Annotated in this window: 20 protein-coding genes; 11 read left to right on the forward strand and 9 right to left on the reverse strand. The window is 69.4% G+C overall.

The genetic code is table 11. The features are described from left to right. Positions 1-232: 232 nt before the first annotated feature. The gene (gene murJ, locus ACFYPM_RS14460; protein WP_387195852.1) at positions 233-1972 is read right to left on the reverse strand and encodes a murein biosynthesis integral membrane protein MurJ; all 1740 of its coding nucleotides are present in this window, start codon (positions 1970-1972) and stop codon (positions 233-235) included. 127 nt (positions 1973-2099) lie between these two features. Between murJ and ACFYPM_RS14465 the strand changes: the two genes are divergently transcribed. Beyond that, positions 2100-3560: a CCA tRNA nucleotidyltransferase gene (locus tag ACFYPM_RS14465; protein ID WP_387195855.1), complete on the forward strand. Its 1461-nt coding sequence runs from the start codon at positions 2100-2102 to the stop codon at positions 3558-3560. 167 nt (positions 3561-3727) lie between these two features. Here the strand turns inward: ACFYPM_RS14465 and ACFYPM_RS14470 are convergent, their stop codons facing one another. Both ACFYPM_RS14470 and ACFYPM_RS14475 read right to left on the reverse strand, forming a co-directional pair. Then, positions 3728-5260, reverse strand: a complete 1533-nt coding sequence (locus ACFYPM_RS14470; RefSeq protein ID WP_387195858.1) for a flotillin family protein — start codon at positions 5258-5260, stop codon at positions 3728-3730. Positions 5261-5289: 29 nt separating this feature from the next. Then, entirely contained in the window at positions 5290-5811 is a 522-nt protein-coding gene (locus ACFYPM_RS14475; RefSeq protein WP_387195861.1) for a hypothetical protein, read from the reverse strand. An 80-nt stretch (positions 5812-5891) separates the two neighbouring features. Here ACFYPM_RS14475 and ACFYPM_RS14480 point away from each other — a divergent pair, with 80 nt between their 5' ends. Further along, positions 5892-6371 (forward strand): methylated-DNA--[protein]-cysteine S-methyltransferase, encoded by a 480-nt coding sequence (locus tag ACFYPM_RS14480; protein ID WP_387195864.1) that lies wholly within the window; start codon positions 5892-5894, stop codon positions 6369-6371. A gap of 125 nt (positions 6372-6496) precedes the next feature. Next, positions 6497-7438, forward strand: a complete 942-nt coding sequence (locus ACFYPM_RS14485; protein ID WP_387195867.1) for a hypothetical protein — start codon at positions 6497-6499, stop codon at positions 7436-7438. 92 nt (positions 7439-7530) lie between these two features. Here ACFYPM_RS14485 and ACFYPM_RS14490 read toward each other — a convergent pair whose 3' ends face one another. Together ACFYPM_RS14490 and ACFYPM_RS14495 are read right to left on the reverse strand one after the other, a co-directional pair. Further along, positions 7531-8610: an inositol-3-phosphate synthase gene (locus ACFYPM_RS14490; RefSeq protein ID WP_387195870.1), complete on the reverse strand. Its 1080-nt coding sequence runs from the start codon at positions 8608-8610 to the stop codon at positions 7531-7533. A gap of 23 nt (positions 8611-8633) precedes the next feature. After that, entirely contained in the window at positions 8634-9272 is a 639-nt protein-coding gene (locus ACFYPM_RS14495; RefSeq protein ID WP_387195873.1) for a PadR family transcriptional regulator, read from the reverse strand. A 175-nt stretch (positions 9273-9447) separates the two neighbouring features. On the opposite strand from ACFYPM_RS14495, the gene ACFYPM_RS14500 reads away from it, so the two are divergent. Then, a complete protein-coding gene (locus ACFYPM_RS14500) occupies positions 9448-9897 on the forward strand; it encodes a DUF5318 domain-containing protein (protein WP_357242934.1) in 450 nt (149 codons plus the stop codon). Between the two features lie 139 nt (positions 9898-10036). On the opposite strand, the gene ACFYPM_RS14505 is transcribed toward ACFYPM_RS14500, so the two are convergent. After that, positions 10037-10780, reverse strand: a complete 744-nt coding sequence (locus tag ACFYPM_RS14505; protein ID WP_387195876.1) for a hypothetical protein — start codon at positions 10778-10780, stop codon at positions 10037-10039. On the opposite strand from ACFYPM_RS14505, the gene ACFYPM_RS14510 reads away from it, so the two are divergent. Together ACFYPM_RS14510 and ACFYPM_RS14515 are read left to right on the forward strand one after the other, a co-directional pair. Beyond that, positions 10743-12989, forward strand: a complete 2247-nt coding sequence (locus tag ACFYPM_RS14510; RefSeq protein WP_387195879.1) for a transglycosylase domain-containing protein — start codon at positions 10743-10745, stop codon at positions 12987-12989. The two genes, ACFYPM_RS14505 and ACFYPM_RS14510, sit on opposite strands and share 38 nt — an antisense overlap. A 127-nt stretch (positions 12990-13116) precedes the next feature. After that, entirely contained in the window at positions 13117-14619 is a 1503-nt protein-coding gene (locus ACFYPM_RS14515; protein WP_387195882.1) for a glycosyltransferase family 87 protein, read from the forward strand. Positions 14620-14634: 15 nt separating this feature from the next. Here the strand turns inward: ACFYPM_RS14515 and ACFYPM_RS14520 are convergent, their stop codons facing one another. Both ACFYPM_RS14520 and ACFYPM_RS14525 read right to left on the reverse strand, forming a co-directional pair. Continuing rightward, complete coding sequence (locus tag ACFYPM_RS14520) at positions 14635-17133, reverse strand: hypothetical protein (RefSeq protein ID WP_387195885.1); 2499 nt, start codon at positions 17131-17133, stop codon at positions 14635-14637. Beyond that, on the reverse strand, positions 17130-17921 hold the full coding sequence (locus ACFYPM_RS14525; protein ID WP_387195888.1) for a deoxyribonuclease IV: 792 nt from the start codon (positions 17919-17921) through the stop codon (positions 17130-17132). The genes ACFYPM_RS14520 and ACFYPM_RS14525 overlap by 4 nt, the downstream gene beginning before the upstream one ends. 641 nt (positions 17922-18562) lie before the next feature. On the opposite strand from ACFYPM_RS14525, the gene rpsF reads away from it, so the two are divergent. The 4 genes from rpsF to rplI all read left to right on the forward strand — a co-directional run bounded on the left by rpsF (position 18563) and on the right by rplI (position 20212). Then, positions 18563-18853, forward strand: a complete 291-nt coding sequence (gene rpsF / locus ACFYPM_RS14530; RefSeq protein ID WP_036391391.1) for a 30S ribosomal protein S6 — start codon at positions 18563-18565, stop codon at positions 18851-18853. An 80-nt stretch (positions 18854-18933) separates the two neighbouring features. Beyond that, positions 18934-19470 carry a single-stranded DNA-binding protein gene (locus ACFYPM_RS14535; protein WP_181518404.1) on the forward strand — a complete coding sequence of 179 codons (537 nt, stop codon included), beginning with the start codon at positions 18934-18936 and terminating at the stop codon, positions 19468-19470. Next, positions 19470-19751 carry a 30S ribosomal protein S18 gene (gene rpsR, locus ACFYPM_RS14540; RefSeq protein WP_051723758.1) on the forward strand — a complete coding sequence of 94 codons (282 nt, stop codon included), beginning with the start codon at positions 19470-19472 and terminating at the stop codon, positions 19749-19751. The genes ACFYPM_RS14535 and rpsR overlap by 1 nt, the downstream gene beginning before the upstream one ends. Positions 19752-19765: 14 nt before the next feature. Next, complete coding sequence (gene rplI, locus ACFYPM_RS14545) at positions 19766-20212, forward strand: 50S ribosomal protein L9 (RefSeq protein ID WP_387195891.1); 447 nt, start codon at positions 19766-19768, stop codon at positions 20210-20212. 123 nt (positions 20213-20335) lie between these two features. On the opposite strand, the gene ACFYPM_RS14550 is transcribed toward rplI, so the two are convergent. Next, positions 20336-21886, reverse strand: a complete 1551-nt coding sequence (locus ACFYPM_RS14550; protein ID WP_387195894.1) for a hypothetical protein — start codon at positions 21884-21886, stop codon at positions 20336-20338. 525 nt (positions 21887-22411) lie between these two features. Between ACFYPM_RS14550 and ACFYPM_RS14555 the strand changes: the two genes are divergently transcribed. Next, on the forward strand, positions 22412-26383 hold the full coding sequence (locus ACFYPM_RS14555; protein WP_387196419.1) for a replicative DNA helicase: 3972 nt from the start codon (positions 22412-22414) through the stop codon (positions 26381-26383). The last annotated feature ends 2 nt before the right edge of the window (positions 26384-26385 follow it).

Here is a 26385-nt window from a genome sequence, read left to right on the forward strand (position 1 = left end):
CTACGGCTTCACCGCAAGTAACCGACGCCGGGGCTGGGCTGGTGTGGCGCTCCCGCCCCGGTGCCTGTTCCCGCCGTACGGCTTGCCACGCTCAGCCGTACGGTTGGTTATCCACAGGTTGATGCGGTGGTTGACCGGCGAATCGCGGAGTTATCCACAGCTGCGTCCCCAGCCTGGTGATCCGTGGTCACGTTCCGTGTGTACGCAAACTTTTGTAATCGTTCACTGTCGGTCAGCGACCAAGGCGGCGGCGGACCATGCCGACCACCTCGGTGATCTCGCCGATCCGCAGCAGCATGGCCAGACCCAGGTAGCTGCCGCCGATCACCGCGCCGCCGACGACGAGTTGGATCGCCGCCTCGATCCAACTTGGCCGGTCGCCGCCGGGTAGCAGGCTGATCACCAACCATCCGACAAGTGCCGCGCCGAGGGCGGCGACCACGACCCGGCCGAGGGTGCGCATGATGGCGCCCAGCCCGATCCGGCCGACCCGGGGGCGCAGCAACCAGGCCGAGGCGACCGCCGCCGCCACGTACGAGACCGCGTTGCCGATCATCATGCCGGCCGCCGCGAACTGTGCGGCGAAGGCGGCGAACAGCACGATCTGTACGCCCACCCGCAGCGCCACCACCGGGATGTTGATCAGGGCTGGGGTGCGGGTGTCCGGCAGCGCGTAGAAGGCGAAGGTGAAGAGCTGACTGATCGCGAACGGCACCAGGGCGAGCGCGGCGGCCAGCAGAACTGTGGACGTCGCCGTCGCGTTCTCGGCGGTGAACGCGCCGTACCGGAAGACCACCACCGAGATCGGGGTGGACAGCACGGCGTAGCAGACCGCGATCGGCGCGAGCACCGCTGTCACCATCCGGACACCCCGGGAGAGGTCGGCGGTGACGTCGTGGAACCGTCCGTCCGCTGCCGCTGCGGCCATCCGGGGCATCAGCGCGGTGATGATCGAGACGGCGATGATGCCGTGCGCCATCATCAGCAGCAGGAAGACGTTGTTGTAGATCAGGATGCCGGCCTGGTCCGTGCCCGCGGCCCGGGTGAGGAGGTTGACCACCACGAAGAGGCCGAGCTGGTTGACGGCCACGTAGCAGAACATCCAGGCACCGAGCTTGGCCAGCTCGCGCAGCCCCAACTCGCGGAAGTCGAACCGCCACTTCCACCGGAAGCCGACCTTGCGCAGCGCCGGCAGCAGGCCGGCGGTCTGCACCGCCACACCGAGCAGGGTCCCGCCACCCACCAGCAGAATCCGGCCGAGGCCCATGTCCGACGGCTGTAGTCCCTTCGCCCCATAGACCAGGATGTAGAGACCGAAGACGCCGATCACCACGAGGTTGTTGAGGATGGGCGCCCACATCGGCGCGGCGAAGTGCCCTCGCGTGTTCAGGACCGCGGCGATCAACGCGCTGACGCCGGTGAAGAACAGCATGGGCAGGATCAGCCACGACAGGTGCGTGATCAGCTTGGTGTAGGCCTCGTCCTTGCCGCTGGCGTAGATGGCGGTCAGCACCGGCGCCGATACCACGGCGATCAGGGCTGCCGCGGCCAGCGCCAACACCGCGAGGGTGAGCAGCCGTTGGGCGTACGCCTCGCCCCGGTCCGCGTCGCTCTTGCGTCGACGGACCAGCACCGGGATCAGCACGCTGGTCAGCACCCCGCCGAGCAGGAACTCGTACACCTGGTTGGGGAGGAAGATGGCTGTCGTGTAGGCGTTGCCGATCAGGTTGCCGAGGGCGGCACCGATCATCAGGTTCCGGATGAAGCCGGTGCCCCGGCTCACCAGGCTGCCGATCGCCATGACCGCGCTGTTCGCGGCGGCGCTGGTTTCGCCGACGACCTCGGGCGGGGGCGCCGTGGCCTCCACGCCGGGCTGGTTCAGCGGCTCCGCGGAGATGAAGACCGCCCCGTCAGCCGGCGGCACGTTACCGTCCGGCGTGGCGTTGGCGCTGCGGTAGAGCCCGCCGCTCATCTCCAGCCTCCCAGGGGTACGTCGAGTCGGACACCGACCCGCACGCCACAGACCATAGTCAACCCCCACCCGTTACCCCGCGCCCGGCGGATCGGATCACACCCCGGCCCGATAAGCTGGCGATCCCATGTCCGACGCCTCCGCTCCCCACGCCGCCGACCGCCGCGAACTCACCGCCGCGCAGCGCAACGCCGTCGCCGAACTGCTCCGGGTCTCCCCGGTCGCCGACGAGTTGGGCCGCCGGTTCGTCCGCGCCGGTCACGAGCTGCACCTGGTGGGCGGTTCGGTGCGGGACGCCCTGCTCGGCCGACTCGGTGACGACCTCGACTTCTGCACCGACGCGCACCCCGACGAGACGTTGCGGATCATCAAGGGCTGGGCCGAGTCGATCTGGGAGACCGGTCGCGAGTTCGGCACCATCGGCGCCCAGCGCGACGGCCTCCGGCTGGAGATCACCACCTTCCGGGCCGAGTCGTACGACCAGGTCAGCCGCAATCCGGTGGTGGTGTACGGCACCAGCCTCGACGAGGACCTCAAGCGGCGCGACTTCACGATCAACGCGATGGCGGTCAGCCTGCCGGAGCACCTGTTCACCGACCCGCACGGCGGCCTGGCGGACATCTCGGCCAAGGTGATCCGGACTCCGAGCACCCCGGGTGAGTCGTTCGGCGACGACCCGCTGCGGATGCTGCGGGCCGCCCGGTTCGCCGCCCAGTTGCGCTTCGCCGTGCACCCGGACGTGCACCTGGCGATGAGTGAGATGGCCGCCGACCTGGACCGGATCACCGCCGAGCGGATCCGGGACGAATTCACCAAGCTGCTCTGCGGCACGGACCCGATCACCGGTCTGCGGCTGCTCGTCGACACCGGCCTGGCCGAGCGGTTCCTGCCGGAGCTGACCGGGCTGAAGCTGGAGATCGACGAGCACGCGCAACACAAGGACGTCTACGAGCACACCCTGACGGTCGTCGAGAACGCGGTCTCCTACGAGGAGGAGGGCTGCGACTTCATCCTGCGGATGGCCGCCCTCCTGCACGACGCGGGCAAGCCGGCGACGAAGGCGGTCGGGTCCGACGGTCGGGTCAGCTTCCACCATCACGAGGTGGTCGGCGCCCGGCTGACCAAGGCCCGGATGAAGGCGATGCGGTACCCGAAGGACGTCACCGCGAAGGTGACCGCTCTCGTCGCGCTGCACCTGCGCTTCTACGGGTACGGGCGGGGCGAGTGGACCGACTCGGCGGTGCGTCGCTACGTCGCCGATGCCGGTGACCTGCTGCCCCGGCTGCACAAGTTGACCCGCTCGGACTGCACGACCCGCAACCGGCGCAAGGCCGCCCAGCTCGCGGCGGACTACGACGCGCTGGAGGAGCGGATCGCCCGGATCGAGGCCGAGGAGGACCTGGCCCGGGTCCGCCCCGACCTGGACGGCAACGCGATCATGGAGTTGCTCGGCGTACCGCCGGGGCCGGTCGTCGGGCGGGCCTGGAAGCACCTCAAGGAGCAGCGCCTCGAACTCGGCCCGCTGGACCGCGACGCCGCCGAGGCCGAGCTGCTGCGCTGGGCCCGCGCCGAGGGCCTGATCAACTAACCCCGGCGGGTCGCGCCGCGAGCCGCGCGACGATCGACTCGGTTTCGGTGAGGTCGCGGTGTCCCGGCACTCCGGATGGCCCGACTTTCAGGAAACCGAGTGGATCACCAGGGAGTACGCCGACGGCGCCCCTCCCGAACCGGGAGCGGCGCCGTCGGCATTCGTCGTCAGCGGGTCTCGACGGCCGTCCCGTCCACGGAAGCGCCCTTGCCGGCGGACGCGCCGTTGCCGGCCGGGGTGGACGCCGAGCCGAGCCGGGCCAGCAGGCCGGCCAGGTCGATCCCGGTCAGGTCACTGCCGAGCTGGAGCCCCTGGGCCACGTTGCCGGCCACCGACTTCGTCAGCGCCGACGCGCCGTCGGTCGAGATGACAGTCATCTTGTCGATCGCCCCGATCGGCGCGCTGGCCGCCTCCACCACCTGCGGCAGCACCTTGACCAGCAGGTCCAACACCGCCGCCTCCCCGTACGCGGCGAACGCCTCGGCCTTGCGCGCCATCGCGTCCGCCTCGGCCTCACCCCTGGCCAGGATGGCCGCTGCCTCGGCCTGACCCTCCCGCTCCACCGCCTCGGCGATCGCGGAACGGCGGCGCTGCTCGGCCTCGCCCTCCTTGGCGCCCTCGATCGCGTTCGCCTCGGCGAGCGCGGCACGCCGGGCCCGCTCGCCCTCACCGGTGAGCCGGGCCTGCTCCGCGGAGGCCTGCGCGGCCGCGATGACCGACTGCCGCTGCGCGTCGGCGTGCAGCACCGCCGCCGCGCGGGACGCCTCGGCCTCCTGCTCCACCTTGTACCGGGCCGCGTCGGCGGGCTTGCGCACCTCGGTGTCCAGTTGGCGCTGCTTGAGTTCGGCGTTGCGCTCGGCGACCTTCTGCTGCTCGGAGAGGATCGCCTGATCCCGTTCCGCCTGGGCGAGCGGCCCGGCGGCGGCGGACTTCGCCTTCGCGGCGTCGATCTCGGCCTGGATGCCGGCCTGCTTCAGGGACAGGTTCCGGTTGGCCTCCGCGATGGCCTCCTCGGCGAGCAGGCGTTCCTGCTCCGCCTGCTGGCGGGCGCGTGCCTCGGCGATGGCCGCGTCCTTGAGCACCCGGGCGGCCTCGGGCCGGCCCAGGTCCTGCAGGTAGGAGCCCTCGGCGAGGATGTCCTGGAGCTGGAAGGTGTCCAGCACGAGACCCTGGTTGGTCATCGAGTGCTCGGCCTCCTCGGCGACCGCGCTGGCGAACGCCGCCCGGTCCCGGATGACCTCCTCGACGGTGAGCCGGCCGACGATCGAACGCAGCGCGCCGGCCAGCACCTCCCGGGTGAAGTTGTCGATCTCGTCCTGTTGGTGCAGGAACCGCTGTGCCGCCGCCCGGATCGCGTCCTCGGTCCCGCCGACCTTGACGATCGCCACCCCGTGCAGGTCGGCGCGGATGCCCTGCTTGCTCACCGCGCCCCGGATGCCGACGTCGATCCGGCGGCTGGACAGGTCGAGCGACTGGAGCTTCTGCACCACCGGGAGCACGAAGACCGAGGCGCCCAACACGACCTTCTGCCCGGAGTTGTCGGTTGACCGGCCACCGTCGGCGGTCTGCGTGGTGCGGCCCTTGCGGCCGGTGACGATGAACGCCTCGTTCGGCCCGGCCACCTTGATCCGGGAGAGCACGAAGAGCACCAGGATGAGCGCGAGGACAACCGCGCCACCGATGGCGATGAGCAGGGCCATATGGGGTATTCCCGTCTACGAGGAGGAGATCAGTAGGTCTCGACGTGCACGCTTGTCTCGCTGAGCGCCTGCACGACGAAGACCTGGGCGCCGATCGGTATCGGCTGGTCCGCGCGGGCGCTGAGCTTGACCGGTTGGCCGGCGAGGCGTACCCGGACCTCGCCGTAACCCTGCGCCGGCACGGGGGTGACCACCAGGCCGAGCGCGCCGACCAGGTCGTCGCGGGTGGGGGTGGGGTCGGTGCGCATGTTCCGCGCGGCCCGGCTCAGTCGGGAGGCCAGCCACGCGGTGGGCACGGCCGCGAGCACCCCGCCGGCCGCCGCACCGACGACCATGCCGGGGGTACGCGCACCGAGCAGTTCGTTGACGATGGCCCCGCCGAACCCGAACGCCCCGGCGAAGCCGGCGACCGTTTCGAGCGAGATCGGACCGTCCACGTCGGCGTGCCCGAACTGGAACAGCTCGGTGCCGAGCAGCGCGAGCGCGAGCACCCCGATGCCCGCCCCGCCGATGATCAGAAAGATGAGCGTCCCCGTTGCCACGACCTGCACGGTATCGATGCCACGCAACGCGGGTCGCCGCCGGTCGACGGGCTTGACCCGGTGTCGTCCGGGTCGGGGAGAATGGGGCGATGCGTTGGACCGTGCTCGCCTCACCGATCGGTGAGTTCTGCGTCGCCACCGATGACACGAGCGTCTGCGGCACCCATTTCGGCCGGGTCGAGGCAGCCACCGAGGAACCCGACGACCTGCTGTCCCGGCAGGCCGTCGCCGAGCTGCGGGCCTATTTCGCCGGCGAGCTGACCGCGTTCACCGTTCCGGTGTCGACGCCGCGCGGCTCGGTCTTCGAGCGGGCCGTGTGGCGGGAGATGACGCGCATCCCGTACGGCGAGACGCTTACCTACGGCGAGGTGGCGCGGCGGGTCGGCGATCCCGGGGCGGCCCGGGCGGTGGGCGTGGCCTGCAACCGCAACCCGGTGCCGGTGATCGTGCCGTGTCATCGGATCGTCGGCGCGGGCGGCAAGCTGGTCGGCTTCGGTGGAGGGCTGCCGCGCAAGGTCAAACTGCTGGAGTTGGAGGCCGTGGTCGCCCTGCGCCACGCCTGGTCCTGAACGGCCGCGGGCGATCGGCCCACGGTGTCGCGGGTCGGATCCTGACTATCGGCCGACCGGTTGATGCCGGTACGTCAATGGAACGGTCATGATCGGGCGTCATTTCCATCTTCGCGGGGGTACCCATGACCGAAAACCAGGACAAAACCGTCGGCCGGCGGCAGCTGCTGCGCCGCGCGGGCACCGTGGCCGCCGGCGTCGCCGGCACCACAGTGGTCGGTGCCGCAGTCGCCGGCCAGGCTCAGGCCGACCCGGGTCAGCCGGTGATCCAGGCCGCCAACAACGTGGTCAACGGCGGTGGTACCACCGCGCTGGTCAACCCGGCGAACGGGCCGACCCTGCGGTTGCAGAACACGAACCTCACGACGAGCGGCGACGTCGAGTTCGCCGGCCCGCCGCTCGTGCTGACCCCCAGCGGTGACTTTCTGAGTGAACAAGCGCCGATCGGCTCGATGGGCGTGGACCAGTACGGCAACTTCCAGGTGATTTCCTTCCGGGACGGCAACACCTCCATCCCGGACTACGTGTTCACCACCGGCAACTCGAACCAGATCGTGCCGGTCCTGCCGCAGCGGGTCATCGACACCCGTGAGGCGGGTCGGCGCGGCCGGATCACGAATGCCTCGGCGACCACCCTGGATTCGGCCGGCCGCCTGCGGAGCGGCCAGACGATTCACGTCGCGCTGGATGACTTCGTGCATGCCGGCGACGCGCTCTTCGGCATCGTGACCGCGACGTCCGCGGTCGGTGCGGGCTTCCTGCAGATCTTCCCGTACGGCACCCCGCGTCCGCCGAGCTTCGCGTCGTTGAACCACGAGGCCAACGGGGTCTACTCGAACGCGTTCATGTCGGGCATCGGGTACGACGCCGACGCCATCTCCATCTACGCGCTCCAGACCACACACGTCGTCCTCGACGTCACGGCGTTCGTCGTCGGTTACGGCTGGGTCGAAACGGAGTTCCTGCCAAACTCCGTCAACGCGACGGGACGCAGCGCCGCGCCGGGGGCCGACCGCAAGGCGGCGCGGATGGCGCGGGCCATGAAGAACAGGCCGAGCGGGGTGTAGTTCGACCGCCGTACCGCAGAGCGAGGCATCGAACGCGGCGAGGGCCGGGTCCCGACGGACCCGGCCCTCGGCCGTACTTGCTGCTCAGCGGGTCAGCGCTCGACCTCGCCGGCGATGAACTCCTCGACGGCCTGGTGGGCGTCGTGGTCGGCGTACTGCACGGGCGGGGACTTCATGAAGTACGACGAGGCCGACAGGATCGGGCCGCCGATCTTCCGGTCCAGCGCGATCTTCGCGGCCCGGACCGCGTCGATGATGACGCCGGCCGAGTTCGGAGAGTCCCACACCTCGAGCTTGAGCTCGGCCATGAGGGGGGTGTCACCGAACGAGCGGCCCTCCAGGCGGATGTACGCCCACTTGCGGTCGTCCAGCCACGGCACGTGGTCCGACGGGCCGATGTGCACGTCGCTCTTGCTCATCTCGTGCGGGATCTGCGAGGTGACCGACTGGGTCTTCGAGATCTTCTTCGAGACCAGCCGCTTGCGCTCCAGCATGTTCATGAAGTCCATGTTGCCGCCGAAGTTGAGCTGGTACGTGCGCAGCAGCTCGACGCCGCGGTCCTCGAAGAGCTTCGCGAGGGCGCGGTGCACGATGGTGGCGCCGACCTGGCTCTTGATGTCGTCACCGACGATCGGCAGGCCCGCGTCGGTGAACTTCTGGGCCCACTCCGGGTTGGAGGCGATGAAGACCGGCAGGGCGTTGACGAACGCGCAGCCGGCGTCGATCGCGGCCTGCGCGTAGAACTTGGCGGCCTGCTCGGAGCCGACCGGCAGGTAGCAGACGACGACGTCGACCTGCGCGTCGCGCAGCGCCTGCGCCACGTCGACGGGGGTGGCGTCGGACTCCTCGACGATCTCGCGGTAGTACTCACCCAGACCGTCAAAGGTCGGGCCACGCAGCACGGACACGCCGGTCGGCGGCACGTCGCAGAGCTTGATGGTGTTGTTCTCGCTGGCGACGATCGCCTCCGAGAGGTCCATGCCCACCTTCTTGGCGTCCACGTCGAACGCCGCGACGAACTCCACGGAGTTGACGTGGTAGTCGCCGAAGGCGACGTGCATGAGACCCGGGACGCGGTCGTTCGGGTTGGCGTTCCGGTAGTACTCGACGCCCTGAACCAGGGACGAGGCGCAGTTACCCACACCGACGATGGCGACGCGGACGGAGCCCATAGCGTCTGCCTCCTTCTTTTCTGTCACGGCCGCTCATTCCTGGTCTCTCCAGGCGGAGGCGGGCTGTTGTCTTCTCGTCGGCCACCGGCCGTCCCGATGTGCGGGACCGTCGGGGCTCGGCCGGAGCGCTCGTTGGCGATGAGCTCCTCCAGCCAGCGGACCTCGCGCTCACAGGCGTCAAGGCCGTGGCGCTGTAATTCCAAGGTGTAAGCGTCGAGGCGCTCGGCTGCCCGGCCCAGCACGTCACGAAGCCCTTCGCGACGCTCCTCGATCTTGCGGCGGCGACCCTCCAAAATGCGCAGTCGGGTCGCCTGGTCGGTCCGGGCAAAGAACGCGAAGTGCACCCCGAAGCCCGTGTCGTCGTACGTCTCGGGTCCGGCCTGTGCGATCAGCTGAGCGAAGCGTTCCTTGCCGTCCGCGGTGATTTTGTAAACCACCCGACCTCGTCGGCTGGTCAGCGCGGGAACCTCCTCGGCAGTGGCGGGTGTCTCAGCAGCTTCGGTGATCCAACCCGCCGCCTGGAGCCTGCGTAGGGTCGGGTAGAGCGAGCCGTAGCTGATCGCCGCCCGGATCGCGCCGAGTTTGGCGGTCAGCTCCTTGCGCAGCTCATAGCCGTGCATCGGAGACTCCTGCAGGAGGCCGAGGATGGCGAACTCGAGCACTTGCCACCCTCTCTTTCCCCTCCGGCGTGGAGCGGTAACCGCCGCGATGTATCGGACCGATACATCGCACGTTAGCGGGTTGCGCCGGCCAGGGCAAACCCCTGATCCGAGACCCTGTCGTCACGGATCGTGAGCATGGTCGCCTGCTTGGGCCGGACCGCGTACCCTTCTTCGCATGCGTACGCAGCGCCAGGTCGTCGACTACTCGCTTCAGAAGCGAGCAGTGCTGCGTGAGCTCCTGGCCGGCCGGGTCGGCACGTACGACGTCTGCGACGCGTCGCCGTACCTGAAGAACGCAGCCCGGTTCCACGGAGAGCCGACGGACCGGCGCTGCCCGATCTGCCGGAGTGAAAACCTGACCCTCGTCCACTACATTTATGGTGACGAGCTCAAGCAGTCCGCCGGGCAGGCACGGACACTCACCGAGTTGCCCGTGTTGGCGATGACACTGCGTGAGTTTCAGGTCTTCGTGGTGGAGGTGTGCCTCGGCTGCGACTGGAACCATCTCGTCGAGCAGTACCTGCTCGGCCGAGATGGTCTGACCGGCGACAGCGACGGTGCCGGCGAGCAGAGTGTCGCGGCGGCCGAAGGTGCGGGTCGGCGGAGGCGAGAGGCGCAACGGTGATCGCAGCAGGTTGGACCGGCCCCGGGGCCATCGACGAAACCCGGGACGGCCGACCGCTCGTTGGTCCGATTGGCCCGATTGATACGGCATTGACCTCGGCGAGGCGGCACCCCCGTGCCGTCGTCCCGGGTGAAGCAACTCACGGCAACCCGGTGGCGGCGCAGTCGCGCCCCACCGCGACCGGCAGGGTGTGAGGAATGAACTCGTACGGCGATCCCAGTTCTGCGCGCGGCCGGGCCCAGTACCCGGCCCCGGCGGGCGACCCCGGCCCGGGCGCGGACGACGCGTACCGCCGGCCCGGCGGTGACCCCAGCGGAGGTGGCTGGTCGGCTTCGGGGGGCGGAGCGGCAGCACCGGCTCGCGCCTCGGTGACGCCGCCGGCCGCCGGCGGGCGGGCCACGGTGGGCGGATCGGCGTCGGTGCCGCGGGGTGGCGCGGCGGCCGGATCCGCCTCGGCGGTCCCGGGCCGACCAGGACGTGCCTCCGTGCCGGTGTCGCCGGCACCGGGACGCGCCTCTGTGCCGGTGCCGCCCGGACCTGGCGCGGCTGCCGGACGTGCCGGCGCCGGACGGGCCTCGGTGCCGGTGTCCCCGGCACCCGGAGCGCCGGCGGGTCGGGCGGTGGTCGGTGCCGCCTCTGTCGGTACCGCCCCGGCGGGTCGAGCCAGCGTCGGCTCCGCGTCGGTGGGTGGCCGGGCCGCGGTCGCCCGGGCGAGCGTCTCTCCGGTCTCCGGTGGACCAGGTGGGCCGGGTGGACCCAACGGTCCCGGTGGACCCAACGGCCCGGGTCGGGGCGGTCGTGGTGCGGGCGGCGCGGGCGCGGCGCGCTCGAAGAAGCGCAAGCGGATGAACCTGCTGATCGCCGGTGTCGCGATCTTCATCATGCTGGCCGGTGTCGGCGTGGTCGGGTTCACCTACTACTCGACGAACGTGGTCATGCCCAACGAGTTGCCGCTGCCGCTGTCCACCACGGTGTACGCCAAGGACGGCAAGACCCAGTTGGCCAAGCTGGGCAGCGAGAACCGCACCTTCGTCACCATCAACCAGATCCCCGTGCACGTGCAGCACGCGGTGGCTGCCGCCGAGGACCGCAACTTCTACCGGCACTCCGGCGTCGACTACAAGGGCATCGTCCGGGCCGGATGGAACAACATCACCGGTGGCGACAAGCAGGGTGCCTCGACCATCACCCAGCAGTACGCCCGCAACGCGTTCGAGAACCTCCAGGACGACTCGTACGGCCGCAAGGTGAAGGAGGCCATCCTCGCCTCCAAGCTGAGCGAGGAGTACGACAAGCCGGAGATCATGCAGCACTACCTCAACGTCATCTACTTCGGACGCGGTGCCTACGGCATCGAGGCCGCGGCACAGACGTACTTCGGCAAGGCGGCGAAGGACCTGTCCGTGGGTGAGGGTGCGGTGCTCGCGGCGGTCATCAAGCAGCCGGTGGCGAGCAGCACCCACAAGGGCTTCGACCCCGCGGTCAACCCGCCCGACGCCAAGTCACGGTGGGACTACGTGATCGCCGGCATGAAGAAGGAAGGCTGGGTGGACGCCCCGGGGGAGCCCGCGTCGCCGACCGCGTACCCGAAGGTGCTGCCGCCGAAGAAGGGCGGCAACGGGTTCGGTGTCGACAGCCCACGGGGCAACGTCATCAACTACGTCCGCGAAGAGATGGACGCGATGGGCCTCTGCTCCGACAGCGGCGCGGAGGGCAAGACGAGCTGCGTGGACGCGCTGCGCGACGGCGGCTACCGGATCACCACCACCATCGACCCGAAGCTGCAGGCCGCCGCCGAGAACACGGCGATGCAGTCGAAGAAGGGTTCGTTGCTCAACGAGCAGCCGAAGAACCTGATGGCGGCGGTGGTGTCGATCGACCCGTCGAAGGGTCGCGTGCTCGCCTACTACGGCGGTGACAGCGGCGCCGACTTCGACTACGCCGGCAAGAACACCGACAAGAACGGCGACCTGACCGGTGGCCACCAGCCGGGCTCGTCGATGAAGGTGTACACCCTGGCCGCCGCCATCGAGGCCGGCATCTCGGTCAAGTCGCACTGGGACCCCACGCCGTACAAGCCCGAGGGCTCCGCTGTCGCGATCGGCAACGCCGGCCGCACCAACCTCAAGTGCGGCAAGTACTGCACCCTCGAAGAGTCGACGGTCCAGTCGTACAACGTGCCCTTCTACTGGGTCACCAAGACACTCGGCGTCGAGAAGGTGGTCGACATGGCCCACAAGGCCGGCGTGACCACCATGTGGGGCGTCGACCCGCCGCAGGCCTTCGACCTGTCGAAGAAGGGGCCGAACCCGTTCGACAACTACACCGGTTTCGGCAAGTACCCGATCACCGTGTTCGACCACGCCAACGCCATGGCGACGTTCGCCAACGACGGTAAGTACATCAAGGCCCACTTCGTCATCAAGGTCGAGCAGCAGGACACGGACACCGGCAAGTGGAAGGTGGTCGGCAGCGAGCGCATCAAGCCGGAGCAGCGGATCCCCAAGAAGGTCACCGACGAGGTGACAGGTGTCCTGAAGCAGATCCCGCGCCCCAACGACATCTCGCTGGAGGACGGCCGCCAGGCCGCCGCCAAGACCGGCACCTGGGAGTACGACAAGGACGACAACTCGCACGCCTGGACGGTCGGCTACACCCCGCAGAACGCCACCGCGGTGTGGGTGGGCAGCCGGGACCCGAAGAAGCCGGAGATCCGGCTCGCCAACGGCGACGACATCGGTGGTTCGAAGCTCCCCGGTCCGATCTGGGAGAAGTACATGAACGCCGCCCTCAAGGGCCTGGAGGAGATCCCCCTGCCCGGCGTCACCGGCGAGGGTGACGTCACGAAGGGCAACGGCAAGGAGCCGCCGCCCCCCACTCCGGGTCTGCCCGGTCTCCCGGGTCAACCCGGCTGCGATCCGCTGACCGACCCGTTCTGCACGGTCCCCGGCGGTAACCCGGGTGGCAATCCTGGTGGTAACCCGGGCGGTAATCCCGGTGGGCCAGGCGGGCCCGGTGGACCAGGCGGGCCCGGTGGACCAGGCGGTGGCGGCGGTGGGCTGCTGCCCGGCGTACCACCGAACCGGGACTGACCCGCAACTTCGCACGACGCCGCCGCCGGCCGGACGATCTGTTCGGCCGGCGGCGGCGTTTCCGTACCCAGATCTCTCCGCGTCGGGACGGGACGACTACCCCGCTCATACGGCAGGATGCCTTCTCATGAGCACCCAGTCGACGCCCGGCATCGACGACGCCGGAACCACCGACCACCCGTCCCGATCCGACGGGTTCGTCCGCGGCCTCTCCGGCGCCATCGGCGGCCCACTGGGCGACCACGCGACCGCGCTGGACCGGCCGGCCGGCCAGGAGCGTCGCTTCTGGACCGCCGTCCGGATCGTGCTGGCCCTGGCCTGCCTCACCCTCGCGCTGCACTGGGTGCAGAAGTCGCCCTGCCAGGACGGTGCCTGGCAGAACAACGTCCAGTACACCCGGTTCTGCTACACCGACGTCCTCGCCCTGTACTACGCCGAAGGGCTCAACGAGGGCAAGGTGCCCTACCGTGACCACCCGGTGGAGTACCCGGTGCTGACCGGCTACTTCATGGGTGCGCTGGGCCTGCCGGTGCACGCCGTCGGTGCCGGCGACCCGAGCATCAACCAGGGCCAGTGGTTCTACAACCTCAACGCGCTGGTGCTGGGTGCGCTGGCGGTGGCCACGGTGGCGGTGCTCCTGGCGCTGCGCCGCAGACGACCCTGGGACGCCGCGCTGTTCGCACTCGCCCCGGCGCTGGTGCTCACCGCCACCGTCAACTGGGACCTGCTGGCCATCGGGCTGGCCGCCTTCGGCCTGCTGGCCTGGGCCCGAAAACGACCCGCGCTCGCTGGCGTACTACTCGGGCTGGCCGGCGCGGCGAAGCTGTGGCCGTTGTTCCTGCTCGGGCCGATCCTCGTTCTCGCGCTGCGGGCCGACCGGCTCCGGGCCGCCCTCACCGCCACCGGTACGGCGGTCGCCGCCGTGGTGCTGGTGAACCTGCCCGCCGCACGGGCCTACCCGGACAACTGGGACCGGTTCTTCGAGCTGAACACCACCCGGCCAATCGACTGGGGCACCCTCTGGTACATCGGGCGCTACCTGGACGGCAAGGTCGGCAACGACCCCGGCCAACTCGGCCCGTTCGAGTGGCTGAACGCCAACATCCCCACCCTCAACACCCTCTCGTACGCGCTGTTCGGGTTGGCCTGCCTCGGGGTGGCCGTGCTGGCGTTGCGGGCGCCGCGCCGACCGCGGCTGGGTCAGCTCGCCTTCCTGGTGGTCGCGGCGTTCCTCATCTTCAGCAAGGTCTGGTCGCAGCAGTTCGTGCTGTGGCTCCTGCCGCTGGTGGTGCTGGCCCGACCCAAGTGGGGAGCCTTCCTGGCCTGGCAGGTGGCCGAGGTCTGCTACTTCGTCGCCTTCTACGGTGAGCTGCTCGGCGCGGCGACCAGCCGCCCGGTCTTCCCGGAGGGGGTGTTCGTGCTGGCCTCGACGTTGCGGCTGACCACCGTGGTGGTGCTCTGCGTGTTTGTCATCAAGGAGATCCTGCACCCCGAGCGGGACGTGGTGCGGGCCACCTACCCGGACGACCCGGACGGCGGCGTCCTCGACGGCGCAGCGGATGCGCCGTGGCTGGACCGCTGGCGCCGCCGCCCAACGACAAACGAACCCGAGCCCGCCCCGACCGGGTGATCCCCCGCACCCGCGTCAGAGCCGGTAGACGACCGAGTCCCCGACTTCCTGGCGGGTGATGCCGAGCGACTCGACAGGCGCGTCGATGGTGATCTCCCACGGCGTGCCGGGCACCTGGTCGCGCAGCAGCACCACCGTCCGGACGCCGAGCGTGCGTAGGTAGTCGACGCTTGTCTGGTTGGGGAACGACTGGCTCACCCGACGGACGTCGTCAAGCTGACGGGGTGTGAAGCCGCTGCCGCCGTTGACCACATCGGGGAACCCGCTGGTCGACCAGAGCATCACGTGCTGGTCCAGGTTCTGGCTGCTGGGCAGCACCAGCAGGGGTCCCTCGGCCGAACGCAGCGCGGCCGGCTGGGTCGGCACCACCGGATGCGGGGTGCTGTTCAGGCCCTCGACGGTCACCAGCAGCAGCGGCAGCAGCGTGGCCATCCGCAGCCACGGCCCCGGCCACGACGGGATCCGCTGCGCGGTCAGCTCGCGCACCCGGTCGGTGAGCGCGGTGACCGCTCCCGCCGCGAGCAGACCCAGCAGCAACGTGGTCCACAACATCAACCGACCAGGGGTACGCAGCGCACTCCAGCCCGGCACGTGCTCGAAGAGCGGCACGTAGGTGAAGGTGCCGTCGAAGAAACGGGTGCCCATCGCGAAGGCCATCGTCACCAGCACCCCGGCGAGCAGCAGTAGTCGGTGCCGTAGCCGCCAGACCGAGAAGAACAGCCCACCCAGGGCGAGCGCGTAGAGCACGTAGCCCGGCAACAGGGTCATCTCCGGGTGCCACGGCAGCGCCGCACGGGCACCCTCGTGCAGTCCACCCCAGATCCGCGACTCTGCCGGCGCTGTCAGGAAACCCGACGCCGGTGGCGAGAAGATGCTGACGTCGTCGATGGTGCGCTCGGCGTACGGGTGCAGCTTGGTGACCCGGAAGAACGGGAACGCCAGGAGCACACCCACACCGGCGAACAACACCCCACCGAGCACGTTCGCGACGATCAACCGGCGACCGAAGGGCACGGCCTGGCGGGTGCGCAGCCGCCGCACGAAGAAGAGGACGACGGCGACGAGCACCGTGCCGCCGAGGAAGTACGCGAACGGCAGCCCGATGCCGAAGCCGAGGCTGAGTTGCCAGGCCGCCACCAGCCAGCCAGCGTAGATCCACCCGTCGTGCCGCTGCTCGGGTCGGTAACCGTGCCGCAGTGACCAACCGTGCCCGCGCGCCAGCATCGCCAGCGCCAGCGGAATCCCGCCGTTGGAGAGCACGTGCAGGTGCCCGGCCTGGGACAGCAACCACGGCGCGTAGGTGTAGGTGACACCGGCGACGGCGGCACCGATCCGACCGGCGCCGAGCTGCCGAGCCAGGGCGTACGCCCCGAACGTGGCGAGCGCGTGCGCCAGCACGAACATGATGTTGTAGCGCAGGATCGCGTCCGCGGGGCCGCTGCCGAGCATCCCGGCCGGGGCGTACCCGAGCAGTGTGTCGGAGAACGCGAAGCTCCACAGCTCGGGGAAGAACGTGTTGGACTGCCACAGGTGCGCCGGGTCGGTCAGCAGGATGTGCCCGGACCAGGCCATCTGCCAAGCCTGCAGGCTCGGGTCCCAGTAGTCCTGCGGGAGGGTGTAGCGCGGGTAGCGCAGCGTCGGCCAGGTCATCAGCACGGCCAGTGCCAGCGCGCCGAGGGCGGCCAGCGTCCACTCGTGGATCAGGAACCGGCCGACGGCCCGGCTGGATCGGGTGAGGACGGACGGCTTCGGCTCCGGAGCCGAGGCGAACGCCTCCCAACGATCCGGGTCGGCCGGCTTCGTCCTGCCATCGGCCTGTGCCGGACCGTCGGCGTCGCCCGCCCTGCCACTCTTGGCCGTACCGCCGGTCTTGGTCGCACCGTCCTTCGTTTCGCCGTCCTTGACCGGGTCACCGCCCTTGACCGCGTCGACCTTGGCGTCACCGACCTTGACCGCGTCGACCTTGGCGTCACCGACCTTGACCGCGTCGACCTTGGCGTCGTCGGCCTTGACCGCGTCGACCTTGGCGTCGTCGGCCTTTACCGGGTCACCGCCCTTGGCGTCACCGCCCTTGGCGTCACCGCCCTTGGCGCTTTTTCCCTTGGCCGCTGTGCCGCGCTTGGTCAGGCGGCTGATCCAGCCCCGCTTCGGCGCGTCCGTGCCGGTGACGTTCGGGGCCGTACTGCTGGCTTCGGCCGCGTCGCTGGCTCTGCCCGTACCGCCGGTCGTGGTCGTGTCGGCCTTCGCGGGACCGGGTTCGGTGGCGGCGCTGGCACCCGTGGGCCTGCCGTTCGTCGCCGGTGCGGGCTTCGCACCGTCGGTCGAGCGCGGGGGTCGCCCGGAGCCGTCCGCGGTCGTCGCAGCCGTGGTGGAGACGGGAGCCCTGTCGGCGTCGGAGGTGCCGGTCGGCCGGGTCGGGCTGCCCGTCGTGGACGCGGCGGAGGGCTGCTTCCCGGCATCGGGGCCAGCGGCGGCGGGCTGGGCCTTACCGGTCCCGGGCTGTCCGGTCGTCATGCTGCCCGGCTCTCCGTCCCGAGCTGCTGACGAAGGAAGTCGATGTCGGCGGCCTGACCGGCCACGCCTCCCGGTGTCTCGACGACCACCGGCGCCCCGGCCGCCCGAATCACCGCCACCACCAGTTCCGGGTCGATCGTTCCGCCGCCCAGGTTGTCGTGCCGGTCCTGGCCGGAGTTGAACGCGCCCTTGGAGTTGTTGGCGTGGACCAGGTCGATCCGTCCGGTGATCGCCTTGACCCGGTCGACGAGCCCGAGCAGCTCCTCGCCGCCCGCGTACGCGTGGCAGGTGTCCAGGCAGAAGCCGACCTCGTGATCACCGATGGCGTCCCAGAGTCGGGCGAGTGCGTCCAGTCGTCGGGCGCACGCGTTGTCGCCCCCGGCGGTGTTCTCGATCAGGACCGGCACGCCGAAGCCGCCGGAGTCGGCGGCGTACGCGAAGGTCTTGCGCCAGTTGTCGAAGCCGACGGCCAGGTCGTCCCCGGCGTTGACGTGCCCGCCGTGGACGATCAGGCCCCTGGCGCCGATCGCGGCCGCGGCGTTGGCGTGCCCGAGCAGCAGCTTCCGGCTCGGAATCCGGATGCGGTTGTTGAGGGTCGCCACGTTGATGACGTACGGCGCGTGCACGTAGAGGTCGACCTCGGCCGCGCGCAGCCGCTCGGCGTCTTCCCGAGGCTTGGGCGCCTTCCACCCCTGCGGGTCGGCGAGGAAGAACTGCACGGTGTCGGCGGACCGGGCAGCCGCCTCCGCCAGCGGGTCGGTCGAATCGACGTGGGCTCCGATACGCATGCGAGCGAGCCTACGTCGCGACCCCGACCGCCGCCGCCGCGACGGTCGGGGCGGTGTCGTGCGCCGTCGACGTCACCGCTCGGACCGACGGTCGTTGATGGGATTGAACCGGCGACCACTGCCCGGTCAGCAGGCGGCGCGAGCGCCGCGTACGGCGACGGGGTCGACGGCCGACAGCGAGGTTGCCTCCGCCACGCGGCCCGGCGCGGCGGGGGCGGCCCCCTCGTCCGGCAGATTCCGACCGATGAAGTATCTCGGATATTTGTGCTTTTTCCTCCAACAAGGTACGAGTGCTGTTGTATCGTCAGATAACAACACGATAAAGCTCCGCGGGGCGTCTCCGGTCCAACCTCATCGGTGTGGTCGTTCCTCCCCAGGTCCCACCCAAGGAATGCGGACGGGACGCCCCGCGGCCTCGTAGGACGGGGGTCCACCACCGACCGGTGCACGGTCGGACGGTGGACCCCCGTCGGCATGTCCGGATGCCCGACCCGACCTCCCCGGGCATGATCGTTCGGACCGGGTATCCTGGTCAGGTTGTCCGCGTCCGGCCGGGTTCCCTCGGCGCGTGCGGGCAACGACACAAGACCTCCTGCCACGGAAGGACCGTGGCCGCTTAGCCCACAGGAGGTGAGCACGTCTTGCGTCACTACGAACTAATGGTCATCCTCGATTCCAGCCTCGAGGAGCGCACCGTCGCACCGTCGCTCGACACGTACCTGAACGTGATTCGGACCGCGGGTGGCTCGGTTGAGAAGACCGACGTGTGGGGCCGCAGGCGCCTCGCGTACGAGATCAACAAAAAGGCCGAAGGCATCTACGCCGTCATCGACCTGCAGGCCACGCCTGCTGCGGTGGCCGAGCTGGACCGTCAGCTCCGGCTCAACGAGTCCGTGCTGCGCACCAAGGTCATCCGACCGGAAATGCGCTAGAGCATCCAACCCCGGTTCGTCCGGATCAGCCTCCGCGACTCTGTCGTACGGCTCTGCGAGCCTGTACGACGAGACGCTGAGTGCGCGAGGAGATGGTCATGGCAGGAGACACCACCATCACGGTCATCGGCAATCTGACCGATGACCCCGAGTTGCGGTTCACCCCCTCCGGGGCTGCGGTCGCCAAGTTCCGAGTCGCTTCGACGCCCCGTTTCATGGACAAGGCGTCGAACGAATGGAAGGACGGCGAGCCGCTGTTCCTCGCATGCACCGTGTGGCGGCAGGCCGCCGAGCACGTCGCCGAGTCGCTGCAGCGTGGCGCTCGGGTGATCGTGTCGGGCCGGCTGCGTCAGCGGTCGTACGAGACCCGCGAGGGTGAGAAGCGCACTGTCATCGAGCTTGAGGTCGACGAGATCGGCCCGTCGCTGCGCTACGCCACGGCGAAGGTGCAGAAGATGTCCCGCTCCGGCGGCGGTGGCGGCGGCTTCGGTGGCGGCGGTGGCGGTGGCAACCAGGGTGGCGGCGGAGGCAACTTCGACGACCCCTGGGCTTCGGCTGCTCCTTCTCCCGCGCGTGCCGGTTCGGGCGCCAATTTTGACGAGGAGCCACCGTTCTAATGGCGCCTAGCGCTCGCGATCGCAAACCAGGAGCACGTGCAACGGCCAAGGCTGCGGCACTGCGCAAGCCAAAGAAGAAGGTGAACCCGCTCGACAAGGACGGGATCGCCTACATCGATTACAAGGACACCGCGCTGCTGCGCAAGTTCATCTCTGATCGCGGCAAGATTCGCGCTCGACGGGTGACCGGCGTGACCTCGCAGCAGCAGCGGCAGATCGCCCGTGCGGTCAAGAACGCCCGTGAGATGGCGCTCCTGCCGTACACGGCCACTACCCGCTGAGAGGAGGCACCGATATGAAGATCATCCTGACTCAGGAAGTGTCCGGCCTCGGTGCCCCGGGCGACGTCGTCGAGGTCAAGGACGGCTACGGCCGTAACTACCTGCTGCCGCAGGGCTTCGCGATCGCCTGGACCAAGGGCGCGGAAAAGCAGGTCACGGTTATCAAGCGGGCCCGTGGGGCCCGCGAGATCCGCGACCTCGACCACGCCAACGAGGTCAAGGCTCAGCTCGAGGGTCTCAAGGTCAACCTGAAGGTCCGCGCCGGCGACGGCGGGCGGCTCTTCGGCTCGGTCACTCCGGCCGAGATCGTCGACGCCGTCAAGGCGGCCAGCGGCCCGGTCCTCGACCGTCGCCGGCTGGAGGTGTCCGGTCACATCAAGTCGACCGGCACCTACCCGGTGAAGATCAAGCTGCACCCCGACGTGACCGCGTCGTTCAACCTGAACGTCCTTCAGGGCTGACGTCCGCGACACCACCACGAGGGCCCGCACCGAGCGATCGGTGCGGGCCCTCGTGCGTACGTCGTCCGCCCCACGCTCAGGTGCTGTCTCCCCGCGCGACACCCGGTCCCGACTCTCAGCCGCTCACCCGATCGGTTGACCGGTCACCACGCTGATCAGCACCGTGGACAGGCCACCGCCCACCACCGCCGCGGCCAACGCGATGGTCGCCGAACGCCACGTCGTGCCCACCCGACGCAGCAGCGCCGCCACCACCAGACTGCTCACCAGCGCCAACCCGAAACGCGGTGAGCCGGCGAGCAGCGACTCCAACGCACGGGACCGAGGTGAGTCACACCCGCCCCCGCTGATGTCGGTCACACAACCAGCCGGCGCCTGACTGTCCAACGTCAACAGCCACACGAAGATCAGCACGGCCGGTGTCAGGTAACAGGCCGCCGTGTACAGCATCGGCCGGAACGGCCCACCCGGATCCGGGTCGAGCAGGTCGTCCTCCAAGCGGCGAGCCCACGCGCCCGTTGCCGCCGACTCGACCCGCCGACGCACCGACGCCGCCCCGGCCGCCGGCCGGTCCGCCCGACGCCGTGGCGCACCCACAGGTGGCACAGCCGCGCTGCGCGGCCTCGGGGCCGTGTAGCCCACCACCGGCGAGCGGGGCGCAGACGGCAGCGGATCAGTCCAGCGGGGGTCATCGCCGGCCAGCCGGGTGCCAGGCCAGAAGCTGTCGTCCCGGGCCGGCCAACCCTCTGCCTCGGCAGCCCGGTCGGAGCGCGGCGGCAGCGTTTGGTCCCAACTGTCGTCCTCGACGACGGACCGCTCCCACTGACCGGTGCGGTCGGACCGCTCCCAACCACCGACGCTCTCCACCGCCGACCACTGCTCGCTCAGATCCGTGCCCCCAGCACCGGCACCGGGCGGCCACGCGTGCACCCCCGAGGCGTCCCACGGATCCACCGCGGGCGGGTACGACGGCTCCGGCTCGACCACCCGATCCGACCCCCGTGCCCACGGGTCGGCCGCCGGCCGGGACCATGACTCCTCCGCCGCGCGACGGCTGCGCCGGGTGGGTCGGGTCGCCTCCGGATCCGGCACCGGCTTGCTCGGAGCGGACTCCAACTCCCCGCCCGACCAGATCACCTGCGGGCGGCCAGCCGGCGCGCGGCGGGGACGGCGGTCCGGGAAAGAACCGGAAACCGGCTCGTCCTCCCCGGCGTTCGCGCGTCGGCGGCCCGCGTACCCCTGATCCTGCGGACGGTCGAGCGTCCACTCCCGGGTGTGGTCCGACTCCGGAGCCGCGCCGATCGCCGCCTGCTCCCGCCAACTCGTCTCGCTGCCCCGCCGACGACTGCCCGACGACTCGATGGACCGCCGGCCGGCACCGGAAATCGGCCGCTCGGCCTCGCTTACGGGCTCGGCCTCATCCTCGTCCGGTGCCGCGTGGCGACCGCCGCCGTCAGCGTGCCGGACACCCGACTCCAGAGCCCATCGGGGCAGGTAGGCGTCGACGGGCTCGTCCTGGCCGCGGTCCAGTGCGCGCCGGCGACTGGAGGTGCGGTAGCGACCGTCCTCGTCGTAGGGATCAACCGGAAGAGACGCCGCGCGCTCACCCCACGAGGCGGTCGGCTGGCGCTCGCGCGGGCTGCCCTCCCCGCGTCCCCAGTCCCGGTAACTCACGGCCGGAGTGTGACCCTTCTGAACCGAAAGCTGAATCCGCTGTCCAGGTGTAGCCGTTCGCTGGAGATAGTACGGGACGATCGTGTCACAGGCCCGACCGAAATATTCTCCTCCACAGGCTGGGGAGTATGTTCCAGCAGGTCAGCGGCCTACGGCCAAGAATTCCCCAATGGTTATCCACAGGCTGTGCACACCCTGCGCACATCATGTCCCCCGGCATCCACAGGTTGTCCCGAGGCTCGTCCACCGACGTTGTTGAGTCTCTGACCTCGGGGTCCGTATGGTTGGCCCCCGACCGCCGGCGCGATGGCCCCCGATCGACCGGCCCGGTCGGACGGAAGTGTCAGACCCCGGCGGTAGAGCTGGGATCAGATCCGACGCACTGGAGGGGGACCCGTGTCGGTCACCGACGACAGGCGGGCGGAGTCACGATCCGGCGGCGGCCAGGCATCCGCGCCGCGCGACGGTCAGTTCGACAAGACTCCACCCCAGGACGTCGCCGCGGAGCAGTGCGTCCTCGGCGGCATGCTGCTCTCCAAGGACGCCATCGCCGACGTCGTCGAGATCCTCAAGACCAACGACTTCTACCGGCCGGTGCACGCCACCATCTTCGACATCATCCTCGACATCTACGGCCGGGGTGAGCCGGCCGACTCGATCACGGTCGCGGCGGCGCTCGCCGACTCCGGCGACCTGGTACGCATCGGCGGCGCGCCCTACCTGCACACCCTCATCGCCAGCGTGCCGACCGCCGCGAACGCGGCCTACTACGCGCGCATCGTCAGCGAACGCGCTGTGCTGCGCCGGTTGGTCGAAGCCGGCACCAAGATCGTGCAGCTGGGCTACGGCACCGCCAGCGGCGGCAGCCGTGACGTCGACGACGTCGTGGACCTCGCCCAGCAGGCCGTCTACGACGTCACCGAACGGCGGGTCAGCGAGGACTTCGCGATCCTGGCCGACATGTTGCAGCCGACGCTTGACGAGATCGAGGCGGTGGGCGCGACCGGCGGCATGATGACCGGCGTCCCCACCGGCTTCAGCGACCTGGACCGACTGCTCAACGGCCTGCACGCCGGCCAATTGATCATCGTGGCCGGCAGGCCGGGTTTGGGCAAGGCGCTCGCGCTCGACACCCCACTGCCGACCCCGGATGGCTGGACCACCATGGGCGAGGTCAAGGCCGGCGATCAACTTCTGGCGGCGGACGGCAGACCCACCACGGTCACCCACGCATTCGACGTTATGCACGACCGCCCCTGCTACGAGGTGGAGTTCTCCGACGGCACGGTCATCGTGGCCGACGCGGAACACCTGTGGAAGACGACCAGTCGGGCCAGTCGGAGGCAGGGGCCGGCGCGGCAAAGCCGGCACTGGCCCGAGTCGGCGCTGACCAACGTTCGTGCGGCACACGAGCGGCTGAGCTCCCTGCGGAATCAGCCGATCACTCTGTTCGACACGATTGAACAGGTCGGCCCCGAGTTTCGGCATGCCCTGCACACTGTCGCCCGTGAGGTCGGATTGGTCGGTCGGATCAGTCGTCCCATCGTTCGCAACGGCAAGCCGCAGAACTGGACTGCGCCCGGCTATCCGGCTGGTCCACTCCTGGGCGCGCTCCTTGCACGAGCCGAGCGGGAGGTCAATGCCGGCAGCCGGGCCAACCACGACGGCGTCGTCACCACTGCCGAGATAGCAGCCACGCTGCGTACCGACACCGCCCAGCGGCGGCTCAACCATGCCGTACGGAACTGCGCTCCTATCCAACTCCCGGACCGTGAGCTGCTGGTCCCGCCCTATACCTTGGGGACGTGGCTCGGTGCTGGGCACAGCGACGCCAGCCGCTTCACCACGGCAGATCCGGAGATGGTCACGCACGTCGAGGCGGACGGCTTCGTCGTGCGGCCCAGCGGGCCGATGGTCTACACCATCCTGCCGCAGCCCACGTCCGCTGCTCCGGGGAACGGTGTCTGCGTGGACTGCGGCGTTTCCACCAGGGCGTTGCGGGAGAATTCCGCGACCAGGAAGTGTGGCGACTGCCGTCACCGGAGCGGTTCCCTCCTCGGCCTCCTGCGTCAGGTCGGGGTAGCGGGGAACAAGCACATCCCGGGCGTCTATCTGCGCGCCTCGCAGGCTCAGCGCAGGGCGTTGCTCGCCGGGCTGATGGACACCGATGGGACCGTCGCCCCCTCCGGCAACTTGCAGTACACGTCGACCTCGAAGCGGCTGGCTGACGACGTACGCGAACTCATCGTCAGCCTCGGCTACCGCTGCACCGTCAACATGAAGCCCGTGCGCGGCCGCACCCGCGAGTCGTCGATCGCGTACACGTTGAACTTCTCCACCCCGGATGTCATCTTCCGGCTCAGGCGCAAGCAGGACGCACACGCCGACCGCCGCCGTACCACCTCCGATGTTCGAAGCGCCTCGCGGTTCATCGTCGACGTCCGACCGGTCCCCAGCGTTCCGGTGCGGTGCGTGACCGTCGACAACGACGACCATCTGTACCTGGCCAGCCGGGCGATGATTCCTACTCACAACAGCACCGCCAGCATGGACTTTGCCCGACATGCTGCTATTCGTGCTAACCAGGCTGCCGCGATCTTTTCGCTGGAAATGAGCAAGGTCGAGATCGTCATGCGACTGCTCTCCGCCGAGGCACGGGTCCCGCTGCACGTGCTGCGCAGTGGCCAGCTCTCCGACGACGACTGGACCAAGCTGGCCCGGTGCATGGGTGAGATCAGCGAGGCGCCGCTCTTCGTCGACGACACGCCGAGCATGAACCTGATGGAGATCCGGGCCAAGGCCCGGCGGTTGAAGCAGCGGCACGATCTCAAGATGATCGTGGTCGACTATCTCCAGCTGATGACCTCGCCGAAGCGCACCGAGAGCCGCCAGCAGGAGGTCGCCGACCTGTCCCGTGGCCTGAAGCTGCTGGCCAAGGAGGTCGAGTGCCCGGTGATCGCGGTCAGCCAGCTGAACCGTGGCCCCGAGCAACGTACCGACAAGCGACCCCAGTTGTCCGATTTGCGGGAATCAGGCTGCCTCACGGCCGAGACTCGGGTGGTTCGCGCGGATAACAATACCGAAATCACGCTCGGTGAGTTGTTGTCAAACAACGCTAAAGACATCCCCGTCTGGGCGTTGGACGAGAGCCTTCGGTACACGCCACGCACGATGACCCACGTCTACCCGAGCGGCAGCCGCGAGGTGTTCCGGCTGACCCTCGCATCGGGTAAACAGATCGATGCCACAGCCAACCACCCCTTTCTCGCGTTCACCGGGTGGGTGCCGCTCGGTGAGCTGTCGCCCGGGGATCGCCTTGCCACACCACGTCACCTGCCGCCGCCAATGGTCACCCGCCCGTGGGCCGACGCGGAGGTCGTCATGTTGGCGCACCTGTTGGGCGACGGCTCGTTCGTGCGGCGCCAACCGATTCGATACGCGAGCTGTGATGAGCTGAACCTGCAGGCTGTGGCGGAAGCCGCGAAGCGCTTCGGTATCACTGCCGTACGTGACGACTATGCGGCTGCGAGGGTGACCACCCTCCGGCTGCCTGCGCCCTACCGCCTGGCTCGCGGTCGGCGCAACCCGATCGCGGCTTGGCTGAACGACCTGGGCCTCTTCGGTCTGAGGTCACACGAGAAGTTTGTTCCTTCGACCGTTTTCAGCCTGCCCAAGGAGCAGATCACCGCCTTCCTGCGGCATCTCTGGGCCACGGACGGTTCGGTGACCGTCAACAGCGCGGGCCGCGGAGGGCGTGTCTACTTCGCGTCCACGAGCCGACGAATGCTTGAGGACATCTCTCGACTGCTCCTCAGGTACGGCATTACGGCCCGGCTGCGGGTCGTACCAGTAGTGGAGCACCGCCCTCAGTACACACTCGACATCTCCGGCCGGGATGACCAGCTGAGGTTCCTGCGCGAGATCGGCGTCTACGGGCAGCGGTCCGAGGGCTGTGCCGCTCTGCTCGCCGCGCTGGAATCGACGGAGAGCAACACCAACGTTGACACGGTGCCCCGAGAGGTGTGGACCAGAGTCAAGGAGATCCTGGTCGAGCAGGGCATGACCCACCGTGAGTTCGCGAAGGCCATCGGCACCCAGTTCTGCGGCAGCACCCTCTGGAAGCACGCGCCCAGCCGCTCCCGACTGGCGGCGATCGCCACCGTTCTTGATGCGGCCGACCTGGACCTGCACGCCACCAACGACATCTTCTGGGACTCGATCGTGTCTATCGAGTCGATTGGTGAGCAGGAGGTGTTCGACGCGACTGTGCTCGAGAAGCACAACTTCATCGCCAACGGCATCGCCACCCACAACTCAATCGAACAAGATGCCGACGTTGTTATCCTTCTGCACCGCGACGACTACTACGACAAGGAGTCGCCGCGGGCGGGCGAGGCGGATTTCATTATCGCCAAGCATCGGAATGGACCAACTGACACCGTGACCGTCGCGGCGCAGTTGCACCTGTCGCGGTTCGTGGACATGGCCATCGGCTGACC

The sequence above is a fragment of the Micromonospora sp. NPDC005203 genome (assembly GCF_042872705.1).
Classification (GTDB): domain Bacteria; phylum Actinomycetota; class Actinomycetes; order Mycobacteriales; family Micromonosporaceae; genus Micromonospora.